19 protein-coding genes are annotated in these 23,934 nt (G+C 69.1%); 12 read left to right on the top strand and 7 right to left on the bottom strand.

Translation table 11 applies throughout. The features are described from left to right. The first annotated feature begins 11 nt into the window (after positions 1–11). The 3 genes from B7K24_RS06690 to B7K24_RS06700 all read left to right on the top strand — a co-directional run bounded on the left by B7K24_RS06690 (position 12) and on the right by B7K24_RS06700 (position 3,873). The gene (locus B7K24_RS06690; RefSeq protein WP_084129412.1) at positions 12–680 is read left to right on the top strand and encodes a hypothetical protein; all 669 of its coding nucleotides are present in this window, start codon (positions 12–14) and stop codon (positions 678–680) included. Between the two features lie 113 nt (positions 681–793). Then, the gene (locus B7K24_RS06695; RefSeq protein WP_084129413.1) at positions 794–2,770 is read left to right on the top strand and encodes a beta-galactosidase; all 1,977 of its coding nucleotides are present in this window, start codon (positions 794–796) and stop codon (positions 2,768–2,770) included. Continuing rightward, positions 2,767–3,873 carry a glycerate kinase gene (locus tag B7K24_RS06700; protein ID WP_084129414.1) on the top strand — a complete coding sequence of 369 codons (1,107 nt, stop codon included), beginning with the start codon at positions 2,767–2,769 and terminating at the stop codon, positions 3,871–3,873. Before B7K24_RS06695 ends, B7K24_RS06700 begins: the two co-directional genes overlap by 4 nt. Positions 3,874–3,904: 31 nt before the next feature. Here B7K24_RS06700 and B7K24_RS06705 read toward each other — a convergent pair whose 3' ends face one another. Beyond that, positions 3,905–5,536 (bottom strand): MFS transporter, encoded by a 1,632-nt coding sequence (locus B7K24_RS06705; RefSeq protein WP_084129415.1) that lies wholly within the window; start codon positions 5,534–5,536, stop codon positions 3,905–3,907. A 151-nt stretch (positions 5,537–5,687) separates the two neighbouring features. On the opposite strand from B7K24_RS06705, the gene B7K24_RS06710 reads away from it, so the two are divergent. After that, entirely contained in the window at positions 5,688–6,125 is a 438-nt protein-coding gene (locus B7K24_RS06710; RefSeq protein WP_084129416.1) for a MarR family winged helix-turn-helix transcriptional regulator, read from the top strand. A gap of 35 nt (positions 6,126–6,160) precedes the next feature. On the opposite strand, the gene B7K24_RS06715 is transcribed toward B7K24_RS06710, so the two are convergent. Genes B7K24_RS06715 through B7K24_RS06735 form a run of 5 tightly spaced genes read right to left on the bottom strand, consistent with a single transcriptional unit; the run spans position 6,161 to position 9,817 of the window. Further along, positions 6,161–6,658 carry a MarR family winged helix-turn-helix transcriptional regulator gene (locus tag B7K24_RS06715; RefSeq protein WP_084129417.1) on the bottom strand — a complete coding sequence of 166 codons (498 nt, stop codon included), beginning with the start codon at positions 6,656–6,658 and terminating at the stop codon, positions 6,161–6,163. A 47-nt stretch (positions 6,659–6,705) separates the two neighbouring features. Beyond that, complete coding sequence (locus tag B7K24_RS06720; protein ID WP_084129418.1) at positions 6,706–7,332, bottom strand: vancomycin high temperature exclusion protein; 627 nt, start codon at positions 7,330–7,332, stop codon at positions 6,706–6,708. Between the two features lies 1 nt (position 7,333). After that, positions 7,334–7,954 (bottom strand): vancomycin high temperature exclusion protein, encoded by a 621-nt coding sequence (locus B7K24_RS06725; RefSeq protein WP_084129419.1) that lies wholly within the window; start codon positions 7,952–7,954, stop codon positions 7,334–7,336. Positions 7,955–7,988: 34 nt separating this feature from the next. After that, positions 7,989–8,231 (bottom strand): acyl-CoA carboxylase subunit epsilon, encoded by a 243-nt coding sequence (locus B7K24_RS06730; protein ID WP_084129420.1) that lies wholly within the window; start codon positions 8,229–8,231, stop codon positions 7,989–7,991. After that, positions 8,228–9,817, bottom strand: coding sequence for an acyl-CoA carboxylase subunit beta (locus B7K24_RS06735; protein WP_084129421.1), 1,590 nt, complete (start codon positions 9,815–9,817; stop codon positions 8,228–8,230). The genes B7K24_RS06730 and B7K24_RS06735 overlap by 4 nt, the downstream gene beginning before the upstream one ends. A gap of 40 nt (positions 9,818–9,857) precedes the next feature. Here B7K24_RS06735 and B7K24_RS06740 point away from each other — a divergent pair, with 40 nt between their 5' ends. From B7K24_RS06740 to glf, 8 genes are all read left to right on the top strand, one after another. Further along, positions 9,858–10,730, top strand: a complete 873-nt coding sequence (locus tag B7K24_RS06740) for a biotin--[acetyl-CoA-carboxylase] ligase (RefSeq protein ID WP_234986602.1) — start codon at positions 9,858–9,860, stop codon at positions 10,728–10,730. Positions 10,731–11,118: 388 nt separating this feature from the next. Beyond that, positions 11,119–13,506 (top strand): glycoside hydrolase family 3 N-terminal domain-containing protein, encoded by a 2,388-nt coding sequence (locus tag B7K24_RS06745; protein WP_084129422.1) that lies wholly within the window; start codon positions 11,119–11,121, stop codon positions 13,504–13,506. A 130-nt stretch (positions 13,507–13,636) separates the two neighbouring features. Beyond that, positions 13,637–14,056: a hypothetical protein gene (locus tag B7K24_RS06750; RefSeq protein WP_084129423.1), complete on the top strand. Its 420-nt coding sequence runs from the start codon at positions 13,637–13,639 to the stop codon at positions 14,054–14,056. Between the two features lie 144 nt (positions 14,057–14,200). Beyond that, entirely contained in the window at positions 14,201–17,197 is a 2,997-nt protein-coding gene (locus B7K24_RS06755) for a glycoside hydrolase family 3 C-terminal domain-containing protein (RefSeq protein ID WP_234986603.1), read from the top strand. A 113-nt stretch (positions 17,198–17,310) separates the two neighbouring features. Beyond that, a complete protein-coding gene (locus B7K24_RS06760) occupies positions 17,311–19,737 on the top strand; it encodes a glycoside hydrolase family 3 C-terminal domain-containing protein (protein WP_084129424.1) in 2,427 nt (808 codons plus the stop codon). Positions 19,738–19,749: 12 nt separating this feature from the next. After that, positions 19,750–20,514, top strand: a complete 765-nt coding sequence (locus B7K24_RS06765; RefSeq protein WP_200808301.1) for a hypothetical protein — start codon at positions 19,750–19,752, stop codon at positions 20,512–20,514. Positions 20,515–20,530: 16 nt separating this feature from the next. Continuing rightward, the gene (locus B7K24_RS06770) at positions 20,531–21,547 is read left to right on the top strand and encodes a glycosyltransferase family A protein (protein ID WP_084129425.1); all 1,017 of its coding nucleotides are present in this window, start codon (positions 20,531–20,533) and stop codon (positions 21,545–21,547) included. 13 nt (positions 21,548–21,560) lie between these two features. Continuing rightward, on the top strand, positions 21,561–22,697 hold the full coding sequence (gene glf / locus B7K24_RS06775; protein WP_084129426.1) for a UDP-galactopyranose mutase: 1,137 nt from the start codon (positions 21,561–21,563) through the stop codon (positions 22,695–22,697). On the opposite strand, the gene B7K24_RS06780 is transcribed toward glf, so the two are convergent. Then, positions 22,687–23,913 carry an alpha/beta hydrolase-fold protein gene (locus B7K24_RS06780; protein WP_084129427.1) on the bottom strand — a complete coding sequence of 409 codons (1,227 nt, stop codon included), beginning with the start codon at positions 23,911–23,913 and terminating at the stop codon, positions 22,687–22,689. The genes glf and B7K24_RS06780 overlap by 11 nt on opposite strands. Positions 23,914–23,934 lie beyond the last annotated feature (21 nt).

Genomic DNA, 23,934 nt, shown 5'->3' on the forward strand with positions numbered 1-23,934 from the left:
CGAGGACCGCCATGTCGACCCGAAAGCAGCGCCGCGCCGCGGCCCGCGCGGACACCGAGGGCTTCGGCCCCACCCGCGCGGGCTGGGTGCCACACGCCTGGCCCGGTGCCCACGGCGGCTTCACGCTGTGGGGCGAGGTGCTACTCACGGGCATCATGATCACGCTCGCGGCCCTGCCGCTCGTGACCGCCCCCGCGGCCGCGGCCGCGGGCGTGCGTCACCTCACGCGTTATCTGCGCGGCGAGGCCTCGCCGTGGGCCGAGTTCTGGAACGACGTCAGGGCCGGCGCATTAGGCGGCGCGGCCGTCGCCCTCGTCACGGCCGTGATTGCCACGGTCCTCGTGGTCGACATCCAGCTTGCCGGCACGGGACTGCTTCCGGGAGCAACCCTCATTGCCGTCATCGGCTGGCTGGGGATCACGGCCCTCGCGGTCGTCTTCATGGCGGCCGTCGGCCAGTGGGACCCCCACGGCGGCTGGCGCAATGCCGCGTTACGCGGCCTCGCTCAGCTGCGCGGCGACCTGGGCGGCGCCGCCTACCTCGCGAGTACCGCGGGCTTCGTGGGCGTCGCCACGTGGGCGCTGCCCGCCCTGCTGGTGCCCGCGCTCGGCTGCGCCGCGCTCGCGATCGTCGCGATCCCCGCCCGCCCTCGCAAGGGCGACCCCGAAAGCCTCGCCTAGCCACGGCATCGGCCGTCACTACCGACCGGCCGATGCGACGGCCGGCTTTAACTGGCGTGTCGCCATGGCTTTGGGCCAGGCTGGCACCACCCCACCCGTGAAAGGACACGAGCATGCAGTACGGCGGCGACTACAACCCCGAGCAATGGCCCGAGGAGGTGTGGGTCGAGGACGCCCAGCGCATGCGCGAGGCTGGCGTCACGATGGTGAGCCTGGGGATCTTCTCGTGGAGCCGCATCCAGCCGGCCGAGGGCGAGTACGACCTTGAGTGGCTCGACCGGGTGATCGACCTGCTTCACGAGGGCGGCATCGCCGTCGATCTCGCCACCGCGACCGCCTCCCCGCCGCCGTGGATGCACGAGACGTACCCCGAGATCCTGCCCGTGACCGCCGAGGGCGTGACGCTGGGTCCGGGTAGTCGCCAGCACTACGCGCCCAGCTCGCCGGTGTATCGCCGCCTAGCCGCCGACCTGGTGCGCACGCTCGCCGAGCGATACGTCGACCACCCCGGCGTGGTGATGTGGCACGTCAACAACGAGTACGGCTGCCACCTCCACGAGGACCACTCGCCCGCCGCGCAGGACGCCTTCCGCGCCTGGCTCGAGAAGCGTTACGGCACCGTCGAGGCCCTCAACGAGGCCTGGGGCACGGCATTCTGGTCGCAGCGCTACACCGCGTTCGCCCAGGTACGCACCCCCGCGGCCGCGCCCTACAGCCACAACCCCGGCCAGCTGCTGGACTTCAAGCGCTTCACCTCGGACATGCTGCTCGAGTGCTATCTGATGGAGAAGGAGATCATCCTCGCCGCGGGTGCCACGCAGCCCATCACCACCAACTTCATGGGCCCGTTCAAGCCCGCGAATTATCCCGAGTGGGCCCAGCACATGGACGTCGTCACCGACGACGCCTACCCCGACCCCGACGAGCCCGAGTCGTTCCGCGACGCCGCGTTCCAGCGCGACCTCATTCGCTCCATGAAGCCTGAGGTGCCGTGGATGCTCATGGAACAGGTCACCGGCGCCCTCAACTGGCGTCCCACCAACGCCCCCAAGGCACCCCAGCAGATGGCGGCCCTGTCGATGCAGTGCATCGGCCGCGGCGCCGACGGCATCCTCTTCTTCCAGTGGCGCCAGTCCCGCGCGGGCGCAGAGAAATTCCACGCCGCAATGCTGCCCCACGCCGGCACCGACACCCGGATCTGGCGCGAGGTGAGGGAGCTGGGGTCACAGCTCGCGTCGCTGCCTTCTCTTCCCGTCGGGACGGCCGATGCGAGGGTCGCCCTGGTCATGGACTGGGAGAGCTGGTGGGCGGTCGAGAGCCCCGACCACCCGTCCAACGTGCTCGACTACGTCGCCGTGCTGCAGCGCTGGTACCGGGCCCTTCACCGCCGTCACGTGATGGTGGACATCGTGCCGCCCGAGCGCGTCACCGCCTCCCAATACGACCTGGTGCTCGCGCCGGCGCTGTATCTGCTGCGCCCGGCCGGCGCGGCAGCGCTGACGTCGTACGTCGCCGACGGCGGGCACCTGCTCGCCGGACCGTTCACGGACGTGGTCGACGAGCGCGACGCCTTCCTTGACGGAGGCTTCCTCACCCGCCTGGGCGAGGCGCTCGGCGTGACGATCGAGGACTTTGGGGCGCTCGCGGCTCCGGGGGCTGCGGGGCAGGCGACGGCGCCGCTCACCGGTCCCTTCGGCACGGTGACGGGCACACTGCTTGCCGAGGAGGTGGTGCTGCGCGGCGCCGAGCCCGTCGCCGCCTTCAGCGGCGGTCGCCGCGACGGCGATCCCGCACTGACGGAGCACTCGCACGGCGCAGGCGTGGGCTGGTACCTCGCCACGGTGCCCGACGAGGAGGGGGCCGATGCGGTGGCCGGCTGGGCGCTCGAACGCGCCGGCGTCGCCCCTGTACTTTCCGGGCTGCCCGTGAGTATCGAGGTCGCCCAGCGCGCCTCGGTGGTCACCGTCATTAACCACGGCGACGAGCCCGCGGTGGTGCGTGTCGTCGGGCGCGACCTGCTGACGGGCGAGAACGTCACCGAGGTGGCGCTCGACTCCTTCGGCTACGCGTTGGTGGACACCGACGCATGAGGGTCGTCGTCGCGCCGGACTCGTTCAAGGGCACGGCCGAGGCCGCCGACGTCGCCCGCGCGATCGCCGACGGCTGGCACGACGTGCGTCCCGGAGGCGACATCGTGACGCTGCCCATGGCGGACGGAGGCGAGGGTACGCTCGACGCGCTCGCGGCCGCGCCGGGCGCCGTGCGGCATGCGGTCACCGTGACCGGGCCGGATGGGCGTGACGTCGAGGCAGCCTGGCTCGAATTGCCGGGCGCGGGCGGGCCGGTGGGCGTGGTCGAGCTTGCCTCGACCTCCGGCATCACCCTCATCGAGGAGCTTGCGGCGCTCGACGCCCATACGCGCGGATTCGGCGAGGCGATCGCGGCGGCGCTCGACGCGGGCGTGCATTCGCTGCTGCTCGCGATCGGGTCCTCGTGCTCGACGGATGGGGGAGCCGGGGCGCTCGCGGCCATGGGAGCGCGTTTCTTGGACGCTTCCGGCGAGCCGATAGCTGACGGCGGGCGCGGCCTCGCGGACGTCACCCGGGTCGACCTCACCGAGCTGTGTCCTCTGCCGCCGGGCGGGGCCCGCGTGCTGTCGGATGTGACGAGCCCGCTCACCGGTCCCGCGGGGGCCGCCGCGGTGTTCGGTCCGCAGAAGGGCGCAAGCCCCGGCGATGTGGACGTTCTCGACGCGGCACTCGCCCGCCTCGCGCGGGTGGCCGCCGAGGCGGGATATGAGGCCGATCCGGCCGCCCCCGGTGCGGGCGCCGCGGGCGGCACGGGGTACGGCCTCACGCTGTGGGGGGCCACGCTGGGCTCGGGCGCCGCTGCCGTCGCGGACGCGGTGGGTCTCGCTGAGGCGCTCGCCGCCGCCGACCTCGTGGTGACGGGGGAGGGCGCCTACGACGGCCAGTCCGATGCGGGCAAGGTGGTCTCGGAGGTGCGCCGCCGCGCCACCGCAGCGGGCATCCCGGTGGCGCTCGTCGCGGGGCGAGTGGACGCGCCCACCGACGCCTTCGCGTTGGCCGCCTCGCTCACCGGCCTCGCCGGTAGCGGCGAGGCCGCGATGGCCGAGACCCTGCGCTGGGCGCGGGAGGCAGGGGCAGTGCTCGCCAGAGCGATGTCGGCCTAGAGTCCCCGCACCCAGACGCGCGCGTGCGGCGTCAGCCCGCGCGCGCCGCCTCGGTCTCCTCGAGCGTGAGGCCGGGCTCGGCCGACAGTGCCTTGTCGCCCTTGGGCAGCGTGAGCAGCATGAGCACCGCCGTGGCGCCCGCGATGATCGCCGAGATCAGCATGGCGTGCTGGCTGGCGTCCATGAACGCGACCTGGGCGGCGTCGAGGACCTGTGCGGCACCCGCGGCGACGTCGCCGCCCTGGGCGGACATGGCATCCGTCACCGCCACCGCACCCGCGAGCGAGTCCTGGACGGCGGTGCCGGCCTCGGCGGGCAGCTGCGACGCCGTGTCGGAGATGCCGGACGTGTACTGGTTGGCGATGAGGGAGCCCAGCAGCGCGATGCCGAGCGAGGCGCCCAACTCACGCGTGGTGTCATTCATCGCCGAACCCATGCCCGAGCGGTTGCGAGGCACCGACGACATCAACATGTTGGTTGCCGGCGTCATGACGAGGGCCATGCCTGCGGTGATGAGTGTCATGGCGATGAAGAAGTCCCAGTACGACGGGATCGTGGGCCATGTCGTCATGAGGAGGAAGCCCCCGGCGATGACCAGGAGGCCGGGCACCACGGTCCAGCGCGTGCCAACCTTGGCGACCAGGCGGGGCACCATGGGGCCGAGCACCATCATGGGCAGCATGGGCGGGATCATCGCGAGTGCGGTGGTGAGCTCGTCGTAACCCATGACGAGCTGGAAGATCTGCGTCATCGAGTAGAAGGCGCCGATCATCGCGAAGAACGTCAGCGTCACGGACACGACGGACAGCGTGAAGCGGCGGCGCTTGAATAGGGTGAGGTCGAGCATGGGGTAGCGGACGCGGCTTTCCCACCAGATGAACAGTGCAAGCGACACGGCGCCGACCGCCGCGATCGCCACGGTCAGGCTCTCCCAGCCGTGCGAGGGCGCCTCCATGATCGTGTAGACGATGCCCGCGAGCGCGAGCGTCACGAACAGGCCGCCGATCCAGTCCACGGGGGTGGCCTTCTCGTCGACCGACTCGGGCACGATCCGCGCGGTGATCGGGATCGCGACGAGGCCGAACGCGGCGCCCAGCAGGAACGCAGCGTGCCAGTCGAAGAAGTGCAACAGCAGGCCCGTGAGGACCGAGCCGATCATCATGCCCACGCCGGCGACGGCGGCCCAGATGGCGATGGCCTTGGGGCGTTCCTTGGAAGGGAAGACCACGTTGACGAGCGACAGAGTGGTGGGCATGACGAGCGCACCGCCGATGCCCATGATGGCGCGCGAGGCGATCAGCTCGCCCGCGGTGGACGCGAAGAACGGCGCGTAGGCGGACGCAAGCACGAAGATCACGAGGCCCACCATCATGACGCGCTTGCGGCCGTAGCGGTCGGCAATCGCGGCGGCGATGAAGAGCAGGGCCGCGAAGACGAGGGTGAAGGCCTCGACCACCCAGGTGAGCTCGAGCTGCGTCATCGAGAACTCGACGGCGAGCTCCGGCAGAGCCAGGTTGAGGCTCATGTTCGCGATCATCGCGGTCATGAGGCCCAGGCAGAGGGTGGCGAGGATCGCCCAGCGGCGGCGGTACGTGGACTCCGAGATGCCCTCGGCAAGGGCCTCGTCGAGGTTCGCGTGCGTCGCGTCGGTTGACGTAGACACAGAGTTCTCCTGAGAACGGGGTTCGGGATGATCCCGTCGGCGGGATGTCGGCTACGATAATTCATGTGACGCGAACAATCAAGTTCGCCTGACACGAATTATCCGCCGATGCGACGTCCGGGTCCCGTACCCGCCACACCCGAGGAGCACCATGACTCGCGACGACACGATTGCGGAGATCTTGCGTTTGCAGCACCGCATCATGCGCGACTCGATGCGCCATCACTCGCGCACGATGGTGGACGAGGGGCTCACGCCCGCGCAGTTTCATCTGCTGGTGTTCCTGCACGGCTCCGAGGGCGTCCCGACCGCGGAGGCCGCCGACGCGCTCGGCGTGAAGCCCAACATCGCGTCCGGTGTGGTCCAGCGTGTGGTCGACCGCGGGTGGGTGCGCCGCCATTCGTCACCCGAGGACGGGCGCGTGCGACTTCTCTCGTTGACCGAGGACGGGATCGCCCTCGTGAACGAGGCGGTCGAAGAGGCGGAGCGCGGCTTTGTCTCGCACCTTGACATGCTCAGCGACGAGCAGGTCGAGCAGTTGGCCGGCATCTTGGCAACCATCGTCGCCGCGGGGCGCTCGGGGGAGTAGCGCCGTAGACGTGGGGCGTGCGGAAGTGCCGCTGCTTAGTGCGTGAGGTCGGCGTCGATCGACGCGCACTGCTGGGCCACGGCACCGGGCAGCATGGCGGTGAAGAGTTCGGTCAATTCGCTGCGCAGATGCTCGGGGATGCGGTCCACGAGGGCCTCGCGCTTGATGAGGTCGTAGGACTCGCGGGCCTGGTCCACCACGCGAGCACCCTCGTCGGTCAGCACCGCCCAGTTGGCGCGGCGGTCGTGGTCGCATGCCTTGCGCGCGACGAGACCGTCCGCCTCGAGCTTCGAGATGGTGTGCGACAGGCGCGACAGCGACGAGTCGGCGGCGCGGGCGACCTCGGCGAGCTGCAGCGTGCCATCCGGCTGCGACTGCAGGGTCGCCAGGATGGTGAACTGGAAGTGGTTCAGTCCCGTCAGTGCGCGCAGGCGTTCGTCGAGAGCGGCCGGCACGGTCGACAGCATCGCCGAGAAGCGGCGCCACAGGAGCTCATCCTGGGTGCTCAGCGTGCTCGGGGACTCGACCGTCATGGGGTGATGATACTCCGCTTGACGCTTCAACGAAAGTCTCGCGGCGGCTATCGAGAGAGCGTCGAGGCGGCGACGGCCTGGGCCACCGCCGCGACCTCGCGGACGTGCCCGGTCAGCGTGTGACGCGTGGGCGTGGGCGGCGGGTACACGCCCTGGGCGTCCATGCCCACCTGCCTGCACAGCCACAGCGCGCGCGCCTGGTGAAACTGCTGCGTCGCGATCGTCACCGAGTCCTCGCCAAACACCTCGCGCGCCCGCATGCAGGAGGCCTCGGTGTCGAGTCCCTCGGGGTCCTCCACGATCGCCTCTGTCGGCACCCCGAGCGACTCGGCGAGGGCGCGCATGACGGCGGTCTCGCCGTACCCCGACGAGTCATCTCCGTCGCCGCTCATCAACAGCACGTCGACCAGTCCGGCCTCGTACAGGGCAACTCCCACCTCGACGCGGTCGCGCAGGAAGGGCGACGGGGTGCCATCGGGCCGCACACCTGCGCCGAGGACCAGCGCGGCATCGGCCGGCCGGAGGCCGTCGGCGCTCGCGGAGTGGATGTCGGCTTCCGCGTGGACGTCCCCGGCAGTCGTGACCGTCACGCTCACCCACGGCAAGATCATGAGGATCGGGAGCGTCACGGCGGCGGCGACCTTCCACCGGTGGCGCGGGTTGAGGCGCGGCACGTTACGGCTCGGCGGGCCCGGGGACGGCGGTGTCCCGCACGATCTCGAGGGCTGCCTTCCACGTCGCCGGGATCTCGCGGCCGTAACCAAAGTAGGTGTGCGGCCGGCCCAGTACCGGAGGGAAGGCGCCCTGGACGGTGAGTCCTACGGAACGGCACAGCCACATCGCGCGCGGTAAGTGGAACTCCTGCGAGCACACGATGACCGAGGTCAGCCCCAGGTTGTCGCGCGCGTTGATCGCCGAGGCGCGGGTGTCGTGACCGTGAGGGTCGCGGTCGAGAGCGTGGGCGGGCACGCCCAACTCCCGGGCGGTGCGTTCCATGGCCTCGGTCTCGTCGAGCCCCTCGCGATTCTCCCCAGCCCCGGTGAGCACGAGACGCGAGACCAGGCCGCGCTCGTACAGCGCCATGCCGGCCTCGACGCGTTGGCGAAGGAACAGGCTGGGCCGCCCGTCTTCCCAGACCCTCGCCCCGAGCACGAGGGCCGCATCGGCCGGGCGCAGCGACGCGGAGGAGGCGGTGTGAAGCGAGCCCAGCGCGGTGACGCGCGCCCACGCCTGCGGCGCGACGAGCGCGGCGCCCAGCCCCGCACCTGCGGCGAGGACCGCCTTGGCGAGGCTCATGCGTGACCCCGCCACGGCATCGGCCGCGTGAGATTCATCGCAGGGAGTGGCGCCAGGCCGTGTCACCGCGACCGAGAGGCAGGTCGCGGTGGGAGCCGCGCAGGGTTCGGGTGCGGTCCATCCACGCGGACGTGGGGGAGCCGGGCGCCTCGTCCTCCTCGTTGGCGGCCGCGACGGCGACCATGCCCGCGACGAGAGCCGCGAGCTCCTCGGCGTCGGGTGTGCCGCGCACGACGCGCAGGCCCGCGGCCGCCTCGGAGACGTCTTCGGCGCTCATAGCGGGATGTTTCCGTGCTTCTTGGGGGGCAGCGAGGCGCGCTTGGTGCGCAGCGCGCGCAGGGCCCGTGTGATCTGCTCGCGCGTCTCGTGGGGCTCGATGACGGCGTCCACGTAGCCGCGGTCGGCGGCGTCGTAGGGGTTGACGATCTGGTCCTCGTACTCGGCGGTCAGTCGCGCGCGCTCGGCCTCGACGTCCCCGCCGTCCTCGGCAACCTTCGCGAGCGTCCGGCGCTGCAGGATGTTGACCGCGCCGCCGGCGCCCATGACCGCGATCTGCGCGGTGGGCCACGCGAGGTTGACGTCGGCGCCCAGCTGCTTGGAGGCCATCACGATGTACGCGCCGCCGTAGGCCTTGCGGGTGATGACGGTCACGAGCGGCACGGTCGCCTCGGCATAGGCGTAGATGAGCTTGGCGCCGCGGCGGATGATGCCCTGGTGCTCTTGGTCCACGCCGGGAAGGAAGCCCGGCACGTCCACGAACGTGATGACGGGGATGTTAAAGGCGTCGCAGGTGCGCACGAACCGCGCGGCCTTCTCGGAGGCGTTGATGTCGAGCGTGCCGGCCATCGACTGCGGCTGATTCGCGACGATGCCCACACTGTGACCCTCGATGTGGCCGAACCCGGTCAGCACGTTGGGCGCGAACAGGGGCTGGATCTCGAAGAACTCGCCGTCGTCCAGCACCGTCTCGACGACCGTCTTCATGTCGTAGGGCTGGTTCGGCGAGTCGGGCACGAGCGCATCGAGCGCGGTGTCCTCGTCCGTGAGTTCGAGGTCGGCCTCGGCCTCCCAGGTGGGGGAGTCGGTGAGGTTGTTCTGCGGGAGGTACTGGATGAGGTGCTGGACGTATTCGATCGCGTCGTCCTCGTCCTGCGCGAGGTAGTGCGCCACGCCAGACTTTGCGTTGTGGGCGTGCCCGCCGCCCAGGTCCTCGAACGTGACCTCTTCGCCCGTGACGGACTTGATGACGTCGGGGCCGGTGATGAACATCTGGCTGGTGCCATCTGCCATGACGATGAAGTCCGTCAAAGCTGGGGAGTAGACGGCCCCGCCGGCGCTCGGGCCGAGGATCAGTGAGATCTGGGGGATGACGCCCGAGGCCGCCACGTTGCGCCGGAACATCTCCGCGAACTGCGTCAGCGCCGCGACGCCCTCCTGGATGCGCGCGCCGCCGCCGTCCGAGATGCCGATCAGCGGCACGCCCGTGCGCAGCGCGAAGTCCTGCACCTTCGTGATCTTCTGTCCGTGCACCTCGCCCAGCGAGCCGCCGAACACGGTGAAGTCCTGGCTGAACACGGCGACCTGGCGGCCGTCGATGGTGCCGTAGCCGGTGACGACACCGTCGCCGTAGGGCCGGTTCTTGTCGAGGCCGAAGTTGCGGCTGCGGTGGCGGGCGAGGGCGTCGAGCTCGACGAAGCTGCCCTCATCGAGCAGCTGATCGATGCGCTCGCGGGCGGTCTTCTTACCGCGGGGGTGCTGCTTGCCTGCGGCGATCTCCTCGTGGGCGGCGACGGCCTCGGTGATCTTGCCGCGGAGGTCTTCCAGCGCACCGGCGGTGGTCGCGGTCGGACGGGGTTCGGACACGGTTCTCCCTTGGGACTTGGCTGACGGATAGCCTAGCCGCGTGGATCCCCTCGCGCCCTCAGCCGTCGCCGCCTCGCGCCGTCCCTTGACGGCCGATGCCGTGGCCGGCCTGGTAGGCCCCACCCGCCAGCTGGCTCGGCTCGAGGTGGTGGGGGCCTCGCCGTCGACCAACACCGCGCTCCTCGCGGCCGTGGCAAACGACCCCGAAGGGTGGCCCGCGCTGTCGGCCTACGTGGCCGACCACCAGACCGCGGGGCGCGGTCGCGCCGGGCGCTCGTGGGCGACGCCCCAGGGTGCGGCGCTCACTGTTTCTTTTCTGCTGCGCCCGTCCGTGGAGCCCGCTGCGCTGGGGTGGGCTCCGCTGGTGGTGGGGCTCGCGACGGTGCGCGCCCTACGCGATGCAGGCGTGGGCGCCTACCTCAAGTGGCCCAACGACGTGGTGGTCGAGGCGGGAGCCAAGGACATCCCGGGCTGGGGGCGCTGGCGCAAGGTCGTGGGCATCCTGTGTGAGGTGGTGCCGGGGTCGCCGGGATCCGACGCCGGCGCGGCGGTTGTCGCGGGGATCGGAATCAATGTGTCGCAGGAGCCGGGCGAGTTGCCGGTGCCGCATGCGGCGTCGCTCGCGTCGCTGGGAGCGAGCGCGCTCGATCGCGCGGCCCTCATGCGGTCGCTGACCGCCCACCTCACCGATGCCGTCGCGATGTGGGAGCTCGACGACGAGTTCCCGCGTGTGCACGCGTCGGTGAGCGCTGTGTGCGCGTCCATCGGCTGGGAGGTAGCGGTGGAGCAGCCGGGGGGAGTCGCCGTCAGCGGTCGCGTGACGGGGCTGTCGCCGTCCGGCGCCCTCGTGATCGCGACGCGCGAGGGCGAGCGCGAGGTGCTGGCGGGCGACCTGCACGTGCGCCGCGCGTAGCGGACCGCCACCGCCGCTGACGCCATCGGCCCTGCTATCACGCCACAAATCGAAACGATTCGCCGACCAACGGTAGGTCACGGGAAGGTCACGGTGGGTCACGCCGCAGTCACGGTGGCGACAGATCATGCGCGCTCAGCGACAGGTTGTGTCATCACCCTGCCACGGGCATGTGTCCGGTTGATTAACTCACTTTCACATCCTTTGCCACCGCGTCAGGTCACATCGAGGTCACCTCGGCACTGACGCCCCGGGACGCGGCGAACGGGGGATGAGGACACGCACCGTGCGAGTCCGTTGACGTCTGATCTCCGTTTCCCGCTGAGGGCGACGGCAGCGACTCAAGGAGGAGAAGCAGCATGATCCACACGAAGGAGGGTGAGCTCTAATGCGAGGCTCACGTATCGCGCGCTCCACGGCGTTCTTTGGCATCTTTGCGCTCGCGGTTGCGGGCTGCTCGGGTGACAACGAGGACCCGGGCCCCAGCGAAAGCGCATCGGCCACCGCCGAGGCCACCGGTGACTACACGACCCGCGAGGTCTCGGACGGCACCACGGATTTCGTCGTCGTCGAGAACCCCGGCGACGGTCCCGTGCTGTCGTACAGCGCCGAAGGTGGCGTGACCCTCCTCGAAGAGGAGGTCGACGGCGCGACCTATGCCTTCAAGGACATGAACGCCAACGGCACTCTCGACACGTGGGAGGACTGGCGTCTGACCTCGGATGAGCGTGCTGCCGACCTCGCCTCGCAGATGTCGATCGAGCAGGTCGCCGGACTCATGCTCTTCAGCTCGCACGAGCGTTCCCCTGCGGACGGCCTCACGGACGCGCAGAAGGAGTACCTGGAGAACTCGAACCTCCGTGCGGTGCTGAACGCCGCAGGTTCCGACGCCGAGGTCACGGTGCCGTGGGTCAACGAGATGCAGGCCTTCGTCGAGACCCTCGCGACCGAGGACAACCCCTACGTTCCTGTGAACTTTGCGTCCGACCCGCGCTCGGGCGCGGCAACCGGCGGCAACTACAACGCCGATGGTGCCGACATCTCGCGCTGGCCCGAGAACCTGGGGCTCGCGGCGACGTTCGACCCCGAGTACACCCGCCAGTTCGGCGAGGCGGCCTCGGCGGAGTACCGTGCGCTGGGTATCGCCACGGCGCTGAGCCCCCAGATCGACCTCGCCACCGAGCCCCGTTGGCTCCGTGTGCTGGGAACGTTCGGTGAGGACTCCGCCGCCGCAGCCGAGCACGCTGCCGCCTATGTTGCCGGCTTCCAGGGCACGGACGGCGAGGCCGAGTGGGGCGCAGACTCCGTCAACGCCATGATCAAGCACTGGCCCGGTGACGGACCCGGTGAGGGCGGACGCGAGTCCCACACCGACGCCGGTAAGTACGGCGTGTACCCCGGCGACAACCTCGACGAGCACATCTCGGTCTTCCAGGGCGCGCTCGACGCCGCCTCGATCATGACCTCGTATTCGGTTTCGCTTGACGCCGACGGCGAGCCGCTGTTCGAGGACCGCATGGGCACCGCCTACGACACCGGTCTCATGTCGATCCTGCGCGACGACAACGAGTTCGGCGGCGTGGTCGTCACTGACTGGGGTGTCATGACTGGCGCGAACGACGAGGGCGCGTTCATCGCGACCGCGTGGGGCGCAGAAGACATGACGCCGGCCGAGCGCTATGTGCACGTGCTGGGCACGGGCCACGACATGTTCGGTGGCGTCAACGACGCGACCTTCATCCTCGAGGCCGCAGACCTGTGGCAGGAGCAGTTCGAGGCCGGCGAGCAGGAGATCGACGCCGTCACCCGTTTCCAGGAGTCGGGTGGTCGCATCCTCAACATGATCTTCCAGGCCGGCCTGTACGAAGACGCGTTCCTTGACCCCGAGGTCTCGGGCGCGGTGCTCGCCTCCGACGACAAGGTCGCGGCGGGTTACGACGCGCAGCTCGCCTCGGTCGTCATGCTGAAGAACGATGGCACCATCGCCGAGGGTCAGGACTGGTCGGACAAGACCGTCTACATCCCGCAGTCGAGCGACAACGGACTGCCGAGCCTCTTCGGTGACGCCACCTACTCGCAGGGCCCGAGCCTCGACCTCGACGTCGCGGCGGAGCACTTCGCGAATGTCGTGACCGACGAGGTGGAGCTCGACGAGGACGGCAAGGTCGTCAACTACACGACCCCCGACCTGACCGACGTGGACCTGGTCCTCGTGGGCATGGACAGCCCCACCACCGGTGCGGTCTTCGGAAACTCGGGCTACGACGCCGAGTCGGACAGCTACTACCCGCTGTCGCTGCAGTACCGCGAGTACACCGCCGACGGCGACAACGTGCGCCAGACCTCGATCTCGGGTGACCTCCTCGAGGATGGCACGCAGGAGAACCGCTCGTACTTCGGCAACTCGGTGACCGCGTCCAACGAGGCCGACCTCGACGCCTTCGAGCGTGCCGTGGACGCCGTCGAGGCCTCGGGCAAGGACATCCCCGTCGTCACCGCCCTGAAGGCGCAGAACGCGGTGATTCCGGCCGAGTTCGAGGCTGACGCCGACGCGATCGTCGTCGGCTTCGGCACCAGCGACATGGCCCTGTTCGACATCGTCACCGGCGCTTCCGAGCCCCAGGGCCGCCTGCCGATCCAGTTCCCCGCGGACATGGACACGGTCGAGGCTCAGCAGGAGGACGTCGCGAAGGACATGACGCCCTACACCGACGCCGCAGGCAACGCCTACGACTACGGCTACGGCCTCAACTGGTCCGGCGTGATCACCAACTAAATCCCTCCCGGTGGGGCTGGCACCAACGTCGCCAGCCCCACCGGGGCACACTTGAGCGGCGCTGCAACCCGCGCACCGTTCACCGCAAGTCCCGGGCGTCACCCGTCCGGCATCACTCCAAGGAGCAATCATGAACATGAACAAGATGCGGGCTGGCGGCCTCGCTGTCCTGATCGCCGCCACCGGTACCTTCGGGCTCGCCGCGTGCTCGAGCGACGCGGACGCCGAGGCGACGGCGGGCACCGACACCGAGGTCACCGAAGAGGCCACCGTTGACGTGGCGCAGGACCTCGAGACCGCGAAGGCCGCTGTCGACGAGGCGCTCGCCGACGAGGACTGGGCCCAGGTGATGCTGGCCAGCGACGTGGACTCGCCGACCGTCAAGTACGGCCTCATGGTGATGCCGTTCGTGAAGACCGACGCCGCCGAGCGTGTGACCGGCACCGTGAACATCGACGGTGGCAACTACGTGATCGAGGCCGATTCGGCCGCGACCGGCGAGACCTGGCAGATCGACCAGGACGGCGAGATCACGCAGGTCACCGAGTAAGACCCGTCCCACCGCGGCGGGCTCGCCCGGCTTCGGCCGGGCGAGTCCCGGACCGCGAGGACCACCGCGACGGGCGCGGTTCCTGAACGCCGCAGCCCTCGACCCCCCTCAAGTTTCCCCCGCCCCGACTAAAGGAGCACCGACGTGACTGCACAAGCGTCGCCGGACGCGGCCTCCACCAAGGCCCGCATGTCCAACAAGAAGTACCTGTCGATCTGGATTCCGATCATCGCGTTCGTGACGATCGTCGTGATCGTGGCCAACATGGCACTGGTCATCGCCGGCGGTTGGGTTGCCTCGCAACTCGGATCGGGCACGTACACCTTCACCAACTCCGAGGAGTCCGCCGACTGGGACACCACGTACTACTCCTCGGACTACGAGGACATGGACGCGGTTGACGCGGCGGCACGTGACCTCGTCGAGGACATCGGCGACGGCGGCATTGTGCTCGCGAAGAACGAGGGCGACGCGCTTCCGCTCGAGTCCTCCTCCGCGCTGACGATGCTGGGTCGCGCGGCCGCCGACCCGGTCTTCGGTGGCGCCGGCTCCGGCTCGGTCGACACCACGACGGCTGTCGATGCCCGCACCGGCCTGGAGAATGCAGGCTTTTCGATCAACGACGAGGTCTACCAGACCATCGACGCGTACGCGCAGGAAAACAAGCGTGGCCACATCGAGATGGACCTCCCGATGGACTCGACCTACACCATCGGTGAGCTTCCCGTGTCCGACTACGAGGCGGTCTCGGGCTCCTTCGCCGAGTACAACGACGCGGCCGTGATCTTCATCGGTCGCCCCGGTGGTGAGGGCGGTGACCTCGCGCAGGACGTGCTCGACATCGCCAACCCCGACAATGTCGACCCCCGCGCCGAGGAGGGCCAGCACCAGCTGGAGCTGAACCAGGACGAGAAGGACCTCATTGCTCTGGCCAAGGACAGCTTCGAGACCGTCGTCGTGGTCGTCAACGCCTCGACCACGCTCGAGCTTGGCGAGCTCCAGGATGACGAGGGCGTGGATGCGATCCTGCTCGCCGGTTCGCCCGGCGCGACGGCCTTCAACGGTCTGGGCAACATCCTGTCCGGCGCGGTGAACCCCTCGGGCCACACCGTCGATCTGTGGGCGGCCGACTTCACCGCCGACCCCACCTGGGCCAACTTCGGGTCGTTCATCTACGACAACATCGAGGCCTCGTACCCCGTCTCGGCCACCGAGTCCGCGACGTCGAACGCGACGGTCACCTCTGAGGCGCCCTTCGTGAACTATGCCGAGGGCATCTACATCGGCTATCGCTACTACGAGACCGCGGCCGTCGAGGGCTTCATCGACTACAACGAGGCCGTGGTCTACCCGTTCGGCTACGGACTGTCGTACACGGACTTCGCGTGGGAGATCGCTGGCTCGCAGCTGGGTGAGGTCGACGGGGAGATCTCCGTCGATGTCACCGTCACCAACACCGGTGACGTGGCCGGCCGTGACGTGGTGCAGGTCTACGTCAACGCCCCGTACACCGCGGGCGGCATCGAGAAGGCCGAGGTGGTGTTGACCGACTTCGCCAAGACCGGTGTCATCGAGCCCGGCGCCTCCGAGACCGTAACCGTGTCCTTCGCCGTGGAGGACATGGCGTCCTACGACTACGCCGAGGCGGGCGCCTACGTGCTCGAGGCCGGTGACTACGAGGTGCGCGTCCAGACCGACTCGCACACCATCGCCGAGGGCACCGAGCCGCTGACCTACACGGTCGACGAGACGGTCGTCTACGACGAGTCGAACCCCCGCTCGACCGACGAGGTTGCCGCGACCAACCAGTTCGACGACGTCTCCGCGCAGATGACGGCCGACGGGGCCAACGGCACCGTCCAGGTCATGTCGCGCGCCGACTTCGCCGGCACGTTCCCGACCGCCCCCGAGGGCGACGACTTCGTCGCCTCGGACGCGATCGTCGAGGGCTTCGAGGCCTGGGACTACGAGGCCGCGGCCGACGCCTTCGAGGGCGAGATGCCCACGACCGGCGCCAACTCCGACCTCTCGCTGATCGACCTGCGCGGCCTCGCGAAGGACGACCCGGCGTGGGACGAGCTGCTCGACTCGCTCACCGTGGGCGAGATGACGGACGTGCTGCTCAACGGCGCGTACCAGACCGCCCCGATCGGCTCGATCGGCAAGCCCCAGACCCTGGAGCCGGACGGCCCCGCGGGCTTCTCCTCCTTCATCAACTCGTCGATCAACGGCGTGGCCTACCCCTCCGAGGTCCTCATCGCGCAGACGTGGGACCGCGAGCTCGGTGCCGCGATGGGCGAGATGCTCGGCAACGAGGCGCTGCTGAAGAACATCAACGGCTGGTACGCCCCCGCGGTGAACCTGCACCGTTCGCCCTTCGGCGGCCGTAACTTCGAGTACTACTCGGAGGACCCCGTCCTGTCCGGCGAGATGCTGACCTCCGTCGCCAACGGCATCGCCACCAAGGGCGTCTACACCATGATCAAGCACTACGCGATGAACGAGCAGGAGACCAACCGCGTCAACAACGGCATCTCGACGTGGGCCACGGAGCAGACCATCCGCGAGCTCTACCTCAAGCCGTTCGAGATCGGTGTGAAGAACATCGACATGCCCGTCACCTACCTGGCCGACGACGAGGGCACCCTCGCCGAGACCACCATCGGTGCCGCCGGCATGATGAGCTCGTTCAACCGCATCGGCGCGACGTGGGCCGGCGGCTCCGAGGCGCTCATGGACACCGTGCTGCGTGAGGAATGGGGCTTCGAGGGCTTCGCCATCTCGGACTTCAACCTCTACCCCTACATGAACCCCAACGAGGGCATCGCGGCCGGCACGGACCTCACGCTGACGTTCCAGCCGTCGAAGTCCTTCGGCGACACGTCCTCGGCCAAGGCGGTCACGGACATCCGCGAGGCCACCCACAACATCCTGTTCACCGTCGCGAACTCGAACGCGATGAACGGGCTGGCACCGGGCGCCACGGTGGACTACACGCCGCCAACGTGGGTCGTCATCCAGATCGCGGCTACCGCCGTGATCGGCGCGGGCCTCGTCGGCGCCATCGTGATGGTCGTCCTGCGCGTGCGCCGTCACAGCGGCTCCGCCAAGGACGCCGACAAGGCCCCCGCCACGGCGTGACCCGACCCGTGGTGCCGGGCCGGCCATCCCCCTCCGGCCGGCCCGGTACCACGGCCCCTCATCCCTTTCCCTGCGCCACCCGCGCCACCCGGTCCCTGTTTGGAGCACCACCCATGTCTGACAAGCAGACCGCCACCGAGCTCACCGACCTCGAAAAGGCGGCGTTCATGAGCGGCGAGAACATCTGGCAGTCGCGTGCGTTCCCGCACGCGGGGATCCGCTCGCTGTTCTTCGCTGACGGACCCCACGGCGTGCGCAAGCAGACCGGATCGGGCGACCACCTGGGTATCGCGGCCTCGGAGCCCGCCACCTGTTTCCCCACCTCCGCGACCATCGCGAATAGCTGGGACCCCACCCTCGCTCAGGACGTGGGCGAGGCACTCGGCGCCGAGGCCGCCAGCCAGGACGTCGACGTCCTGCTCGGTCCGGGCCTCAACATCAAGCGCTCGCCCCTATGCGGACGCAACTTCGAATACTTCTCCGAGGACCCCTACCTCGCGGGCCACCTCGCCGCTGGTTACGTGCGCGGCATCCAGTCGCAGGGCACGGCCTCTAGCCCCAAGCACTTCGCGGTCAACAGCCAGGAGCTGCGCCGCATGGCCTCCGACTCGGTCGTCGACGAGCGCACCCTGCGCGAGATCTACCTCACGGCCTTCGAAATCGTGGTGCGCGAGGCCAGCCCCCGCGTGGTGATGTCCGCTTACAACAAGGTCAACGGCGAGTACGCCCACGAGAACGCGCACCTGCTGACCGAGATTCTTCGCGACGAGTGGGGCTTTGACGGCGCCGTCATCACCGACTGGGGTGGCAGCAACTCGGCCCCCGCCGCGATCGCCGCCGGTGGCGGCCTTGAGATGCCCTCGCCCGGCCTCGCGTCGGTGCCCGGTATTCTCGCCGCGCTCGAGGACGGCTCGCTGAGCCGCGAGGACCTCGACGCCCGCGTCGCGGAGCTGCGTGCGCTGGTGCGCTGGGCCGACGGTGGCCAGGCGCGCCCCGTCGACAACGACGCCCACCACGAGTTGGCCCGTCGCGCCGCCCGCGAGTCCGCGGTGCTGCTGCGCAACGAGGGCGACATCCTGCCGCTCGCGCCCGCCACTCGAGTCGCCGTCATCGGCGACTTCGCCGACACCCCGCGTTACCAGGGCGCCGGCTCTTCGGTCGTGAACACCACCCGCCTCAGCACGCCGCTCGATGCCCTGCGCTCGTCTGCGCTCGAGGTGGTCGCCTACGCGCAGGGCTTCGAACGCGACGGTACCCCCAACGAGGAACTCGCCACGCAGGCGACCGACGCCGCCATGGGTGCCGACGTTGTCCTGCTCTACCTGGGGCTCGACGAGGTCGCCGAATCCGAGGGTAAGGACCGCGAGCACCTGCGTCTGCACCAGGCCCAGGTGGACCTGCTGGCACGCTTGCGCGATGTCAACGCGAACATCGTGGTCATCCTGTCCGCCGGCTCCGTCATCGAGATGCCGTGGATCGGCGACACCGCCGCCGTGCTCCACGGCTACCTCGGCGGCCAGGCCGGCGCCGAGGGCCTCGTCGACCTCCTCACGGGCGCAGCCAGCCCCGCCGGTCGCCTGGCCGAGACCTACCCGCTCACGCTCGAGGACACCCCCACTGCGGCGTACTACCCCGCGACCGGACCGAGCTCCGAATACCGCGAGGGCCCGTACGTGGGCTACCGGTACTACGCGACCGTGGGCAAGGACGTGCGCTTCCCCTTCGGCCACGGACTCAGCTACACCACGTTTGCCTACGCGGACCTGACCGTCACCGACGCGGGCGCCTCCTTCACGATCACGAACACGGGTGAGCGCGAGGGCGCCGAGGTGGCGCAGATGTACGTGTCCCGCACCTCGGCGGGCGTGTACCGCCCCGCGATCGAGCTCAAGGGCTTTTGCAAGGTGCGCCTCGCGCCGGGGGAGACGGCGCGCGTCACGATTCCCTTCGATCAGTACACGTTCCGCCACTTCGACGTCGACGCGAAGGCGTGGGCCGTCGAGGAGGGTGACTACGACATCGTCATCGGCGCCTCGAGCGCCGACCCCCGGCTCACCGGCGCCCACCACGTCACCGGACGTGCGGCATCGGCCGCCGACACGACGCCTGCCCCGTACGCCACTGGCGCCATCGCGCACGTGAGCGACGCGGACTTTGCGCAGCTGCTCGGTCGCCCGCTCACGCCGACGGCCACCGGCCTGCTTGGCGTGAACGACCCTCTGCGTGGCATGCACCAGGCGAAGAACCCGCTCGCGCGGCTCGTGGCGCGGATCCTGCGTTCGCTCATCGACCGTTCGGAGCGTAAGGGCAAGCCGGATCTCAACCTGTACTTCCTGTACAACATGCCGTTCCGCGCCACCGCGAAGATGACCAACGGCATGGTCTCGCCCGCGATGGTCGACCAGATCGTCCGCATCGTCAACGGTCATTTCTTCCGCGGCGCTGGCGCGCTCATCGGTGCCTTCTTCCGCAACCAGTCCACGTCTCGCGCGCTGAAGCGCGAGCTCGAGTCCGTGGCCGCCGCGGCCGCTGCCAAGTAAGGAGAACCATCCATGAACGCGATCAAGACGTGGTGGCATGGCTTCGAGGAGCGCCACACGGGCGTCGCCCAGTTCCTCATGTTCTTTGTGTTCTCGAACGCGGTGACGGTGCTGCAGTTTGTGCTGATGCCGCTGCTGCGTGGCTGGTTCAATGGCACCGACCTGGTCAACCAGGACTTCCAGGTGCTCCCGGTGGGTTCCAACGTGGACGGTTCGCAGTACTACATGTTCGACTACCCCGCCGGCGAGATTTCCGACGGTGGCGGCGGTGGACTCGCGTACTTCCTTGCGGTGCAGATCACGCTCGCGGTGGCGCAGATCATCAACTTCTTCCTGCAGCGCAACATCACGTTCAAGTCGAACACCTCGGCCTGGGTGGCCGCCGCGTGGTACTTCCTCGCGTACGTCATCATCACCTTCGTCGCGGCCGCGGCTCAGGGCTTCTACAAGGTGCCCGTCTACGACTTCTTCATGGACACGCTCGGCTGGGGCTCGACCGGTGAATCCGTCGCTGACGTCGTGACGATGGTCATTAACGCGGCCATCTCGTTCTGGGTGTTCTTCCCGATCTTCAAGATCATCTTCAAGCGCGTGCCAGAAGACGAGGGCGCGGACCCCGTGGGCGCCGGCCAGGTGACCGATGCGTCGGTCGCCCAGTCGAGCAAGGCAGCCTCCGGTGCGGGCAACACGCCGGCCTCCTCGAGCGTTGAGTCCGCGGATGCGGCGGCGCCTGCGCAGGCGACCCCCACGAACGACGCGGGCCCCGAGGGCCGCTGACCCGAGGACACCACACATGAAGACGCTGAGCGTGGTCGTGCCCGCCTACCAGGCGGCCGACTGGATCGAGCGGTGCGTGGATTCGCTGCTGATCGGCGCCGAGGACATGGAGATCCTCATCGTCGACGACGGCTCGCGCGACGCGACGGGAGCGATTGCGGACCTGTATCAGGCCGCGCACCCGGGGATCGTGCGGGCGATTCACAAGCCCAACGGCGGCCACGGATCGACGATCAACGTCGGCATCGACGAGGCCCGCGGCGCGTATCTCAAGGTGGTGGACTCGGACGACTGGGTCGACCAGGATGCCCTGCGGGCACTTCTCGACACGCTCAGGGGCTTCGCCGAGAACGCGAATCCCGTCGACCTCGTCGTCAGCAACTTTGTGTACGAGAAGGTGGGGCGGCGCCACAAGCGCGCGGTGCGCTATCGCAACGTGCTGCCTCAAGGGCGTGTCATCGGCTGGGAGCAGGTGGGCCGCTTTCGTGCCAGCCAGTACCTGATGATGCACTCGCTCGTGTATCGCACCGAGGTGCTGCGCGAGTGTGGGCTCCGTCTTCCCGAGCACACGTTCTATGTCGACAACCTCTACGTTTACGAGCCCCTCCAGCACGTGCAGTCGCTGTACTACCTGGACGTCGACCTGTACCGGTACTTCATCGGGCGCCCCGATCAGTCGGTCAACGAGGCCGTCATGATCAAGCGCATCGACCAGCAACTCAAGGTCAACAAGCTGCTCGTCGACGTCGAGGTCAGTCCCTACGACGTGCCGCCGGCGCTGTACCGCTACCTGCTGCATCACCTGCGCATCGTGTGCGTGATCTCCTCGACCATGCTCATGCGCTCGGGCAGGGATGAGGACTTCGCGCGTAGGGTGCAGATGTGGAAGGAACTGCGCTACGACGACCCCGTGGTCTACCGGCACCTTCGCCGCAGCGCGATCGTGCAGTTGATGACGCTGCCGGGCCGCCCCGGGCGCACGGTGTCACAGGCCGCGTATCGCAGCGCCGTGTGGGCGCTGCAGCTCAACTAGCCGGGACGCACGTATGAGCGACCTCGTGGTCGTCGGAGCGGGGCTGTTCGGCCTCACCGTCGCGGAGAGGATGGCCGCCGCGGGCAGGCGGGTCACGATCGTGGATCGCCGTGAGCACATCGGCGGGAACGCCTACTCCGAGGTCGACGCCGCCACGGGCATCGAGGTGCATCGCTACGGCGCGCACCTGTTTCACACCTCGAACGCGCGCGTGTGGGAGTACGTCAACCGCTTCACGGCCTTCACGGACTACACACACCGCGTCTACACGACGCACCGCGGCGAGGTCTTCCCGATGCCCATCAACCTGGGCACTATCAACCAGTTCTTCCGCTCGGCCCACGGCCCCGATTCCGCGCGAGCGCTGATCTCGGAGCAGGCCGCCGAGATGGCGGGCCGCACGCCGGCCAACCTCGACGAGCAGGGGGTGTCCCTCATCGGCCGCCCCCTCTATGAGGCGTTCATCAGGGGTTATACGGCTAAGCAGTGGCAGACCGATCCTCGCGAGCTACCTGCCTCGATCATCTCCCGCCTGCCCGTGCGCTACTCGTACGACAACCGCTATTTCTCCGACACGTGGGAGGGACTGCCCGTCGACGGGTATACCGCCTGGTTCGAGCGGATGGTCGACCACCCCCTCATCGACGTGCGCTTGGGGGAGGACTTCTTGGCGGCCGATGCCGTGGTGGGCCGAGCCGCGACCCTCGGTTCCGTACCGGTCGTCTACACCGGCCCGCTCGACCTCTACTTCGACTATGCCGAGGGCGACCTCGGGTGGCGCACGATCGACTTCGAGTGGGAGACGCTCGCCACCGGCGACTTCCAGGGCACCTCGGTCATGAACTACGCCGACGAGGACGTCCCGTACACGCGCATCCACGAGTTCCGGCATTTCCATCCCGAGCGCACGTACCCGTCCGACCGGACGGTGATCGCGCGCGAGTTCTCCCGCGCCGCCGTGCGAGGAGACGAGCCGTACTACCCGGTCAACACGCCCGCCGACCGCGAGCGGCTCGAGGCCTATAGAGCCCTCGCGACGGCGGAATCAGGCGTCCACTTCGGCGGCCGCCTGGGCACGTACCAGTACCTCGACATGCACATGGCGATCGCGTCCGCCCTCAGCATGGTCGACAACGTGCTCACTGCCTGAACGCTGTCGTCTCCAGGAAGTCGGCGAGCATCTGGCGCCACACCGACCACGTATGTCCGCCGTGGGTCTCGTAGGTGGTGGCCGTGAGCCCCGCGTCAGCGTAGGTAGCCGCTAGCGCCGCGAAGGCGGCTGGGGTGGGGGTGAGGGAGTCTTCGTTGCCCGTTCCCAGGTGGACGGCCGATGCCGTCGCCGCGTGGGCGAGGTCCGTTGCCGTGAGTGAGTCTGCAGGTACGTCCCGCACCGCACGCGGCATGGACCACATGCCGTACTCGTCGAAGAGCCCGGGGGAGTTCAGGAGCAGGTGCTCGGAGAGCCGGCCTCCCATGGACAACCCGGCGAACGCACGGTCGGCGGCGTCCGTCGTGGCGTTCAGGTTCTCGACCGCGTAGGGAATCACCGTGTCCTCGAGGTAGGCCGTGTAGTGGTCGAAGAACTCGGGGTCCGACATCCCCTCCGAGGAGAGGTGGTTGAAGTCCGTGGTGACGGCCACGACGGGCGGGATGGTGCCCTCGGCGACTGCCGTATCGAGCAGCCGCTCGGCCCCGCCCTGGGTCCACCATGCGGTCTCGTCGTCGCCCGCCCCATGGGACAGGACCAGCAGGGGGTAGCGCTCCTCCCGGGTGCGGTCAAACCCCGCCGGCAGGTAGACGCCGAGGTCGGGGTCGTCGACACGGGTGAGCGTTCCGCGCCGGTCGTCGGCGAGCGCGGGCTCTGCCGCCACCGTGAGCGTGGACCAGCGCTGCGTCGCGGTCGGATCTGTCGCGAGGGTGGGAGTGTTCGCCGGGTCCTCCGCGACGGTGCACAACAGGATGAGTTGGCATGCCGAGGTGACGAATCCGTAGTTCCAGGTGCCGGCCGGCACCGCGGTGGTGATCTCCCACACGCCGTCGTCGGTGCGGGTCAGCGGCGCCAGGTCGGCCGCAAGGGGCAGGGTCGAGACGTCGCCCTCGGACCACTGGTCTCCGAGCCACGACTCGCTGGCGCCCTCGAGCGAGAGGAACGGCGGCTGAGAGAAATACAGGTCGCCAGCCAGCCACACCTGGTCCGCGTCGGCGTTGGCGTACCGGAACGTGACCTCGTAGCCGGTGGGGGAGTCGGCGGACTCGACCACCGCGGGTCCGAGCGGTGCCGCCGAGCCCGCGCCGGCATCGGCCGTGCACGCCGTCAGCGCGAGTGTGGCCGTCCCCAGACCGCAGACGCGTGCCGCCCAGCCCATGGATCCTCCTCGACCGCGCGC

Origin of the sequence: Demequina sp. NBRC 110055, assembly GCF_002090135.1 — a bacterium.
Lineage (GTDB): Bacteria > Actinomycetota > Actinomycetes > Actinomycetales > Demequinaceae > Demequina.

Bases quoted from the DNA above. Each gene is read 5' to 3' on its own strand.
- B7K24_RS06690 (WP_084129412.1), top strand. From the start codon at position 12: ATGTCGACCCGAAAGCAGCGCCGCGCCGCGGCCCGCGCGGACACCGAG.
- B7K24_RS06695 (WP_084129413.1), top strand. From the start codon at position 794: ATGCAGTACGGCGGCGACTACAACCCCGAGCAATGGCCCGAGGAGGTG.
- B7K24_RS06700 (WP_084129414.1), top strand. From the start codon at position 2,767: ATGAGGGTCGTCGTCGCGCCGGACTCGTTCAAGGGCACGGCCGAGGCC.
- B7K24_RS06710 (WP_084129416.1), top strand. From the start codon at position 5,688: ATGACTCGCGACGACACGATTGCGGAGATCTTGCGTTTGCAGCACCGC.
- B7K24_RS06715 (WP_084129417.1), bottom strand. From the start codon at position 6,658: ATGACGGTCGAGTCCCCGAGCACGCTGAGCACCCAGGATGAGCTCCTG.
- B7K24_RS06725 (WP_084129419.1), bottom strand. From the start codon at position 7,954: ATGAGCCTCGCCAAGGCGGTCCTCGCCGCAGGTGCGGGGCTGGGCGCC.
- B7K24_RS06730 (WP_084129420.1), bottom strand. From the start codon at position 8,231: ATGAGCGCCGAAGACGTCTCCGAGGCGGCCGCGGGCCTGCGCGTCGTG.
- B7K24_RS06745 (WP_084129422.1), top strand. From the start codon at position 11,119: ATGCGAGGCTCACGTATCGCGCGCTCCACGGCGTTCTTTGGCATCTTT.
- B7K24_RS06750 (WP_084129423.1), top strand. From the start codon at position 13,637: ATGAACATGAACAAGATGCGGGCTGGCGGCCTCGCTGTCCTGATCGCC.
- B7K24_RS06760 (WP_084129424.1), top strand. From the start codon at position 17,311: ATGTCTGACAAGCAGACCGCCACCGAGCTCACCGACCTCGAAAAGGCG.
- B7K24_RS06765 (WP_200808301.1), top strand. From the start codon at position 19,750: ATGAACGCGATCAAGACGTGGTGGCATGGCTTCGAGGAGCGCCACACG.
- B7K24_RS06770 (WP_084129425.1), top strand. From the start codon at position 20,531: ATGAAGACGCTGAGCGTGGTCGTGCCCGCCTACCAGGCGGCCGACTGG.
- glf (WP_084129426.1), top strand. From the start codon at position 21,561: ATGAGCGACCTCGTGGTCGTCGGAGCGGGGCTGTTCGGCCTCACCGTC.
- B7K24_RS06780 (WP_084129427.1), bottom strand. From the start codon at position 23,913: ATGGGCTGGGCGGCACGCGTCTGCGGTCTGGGGACGGCCACACTCGCG.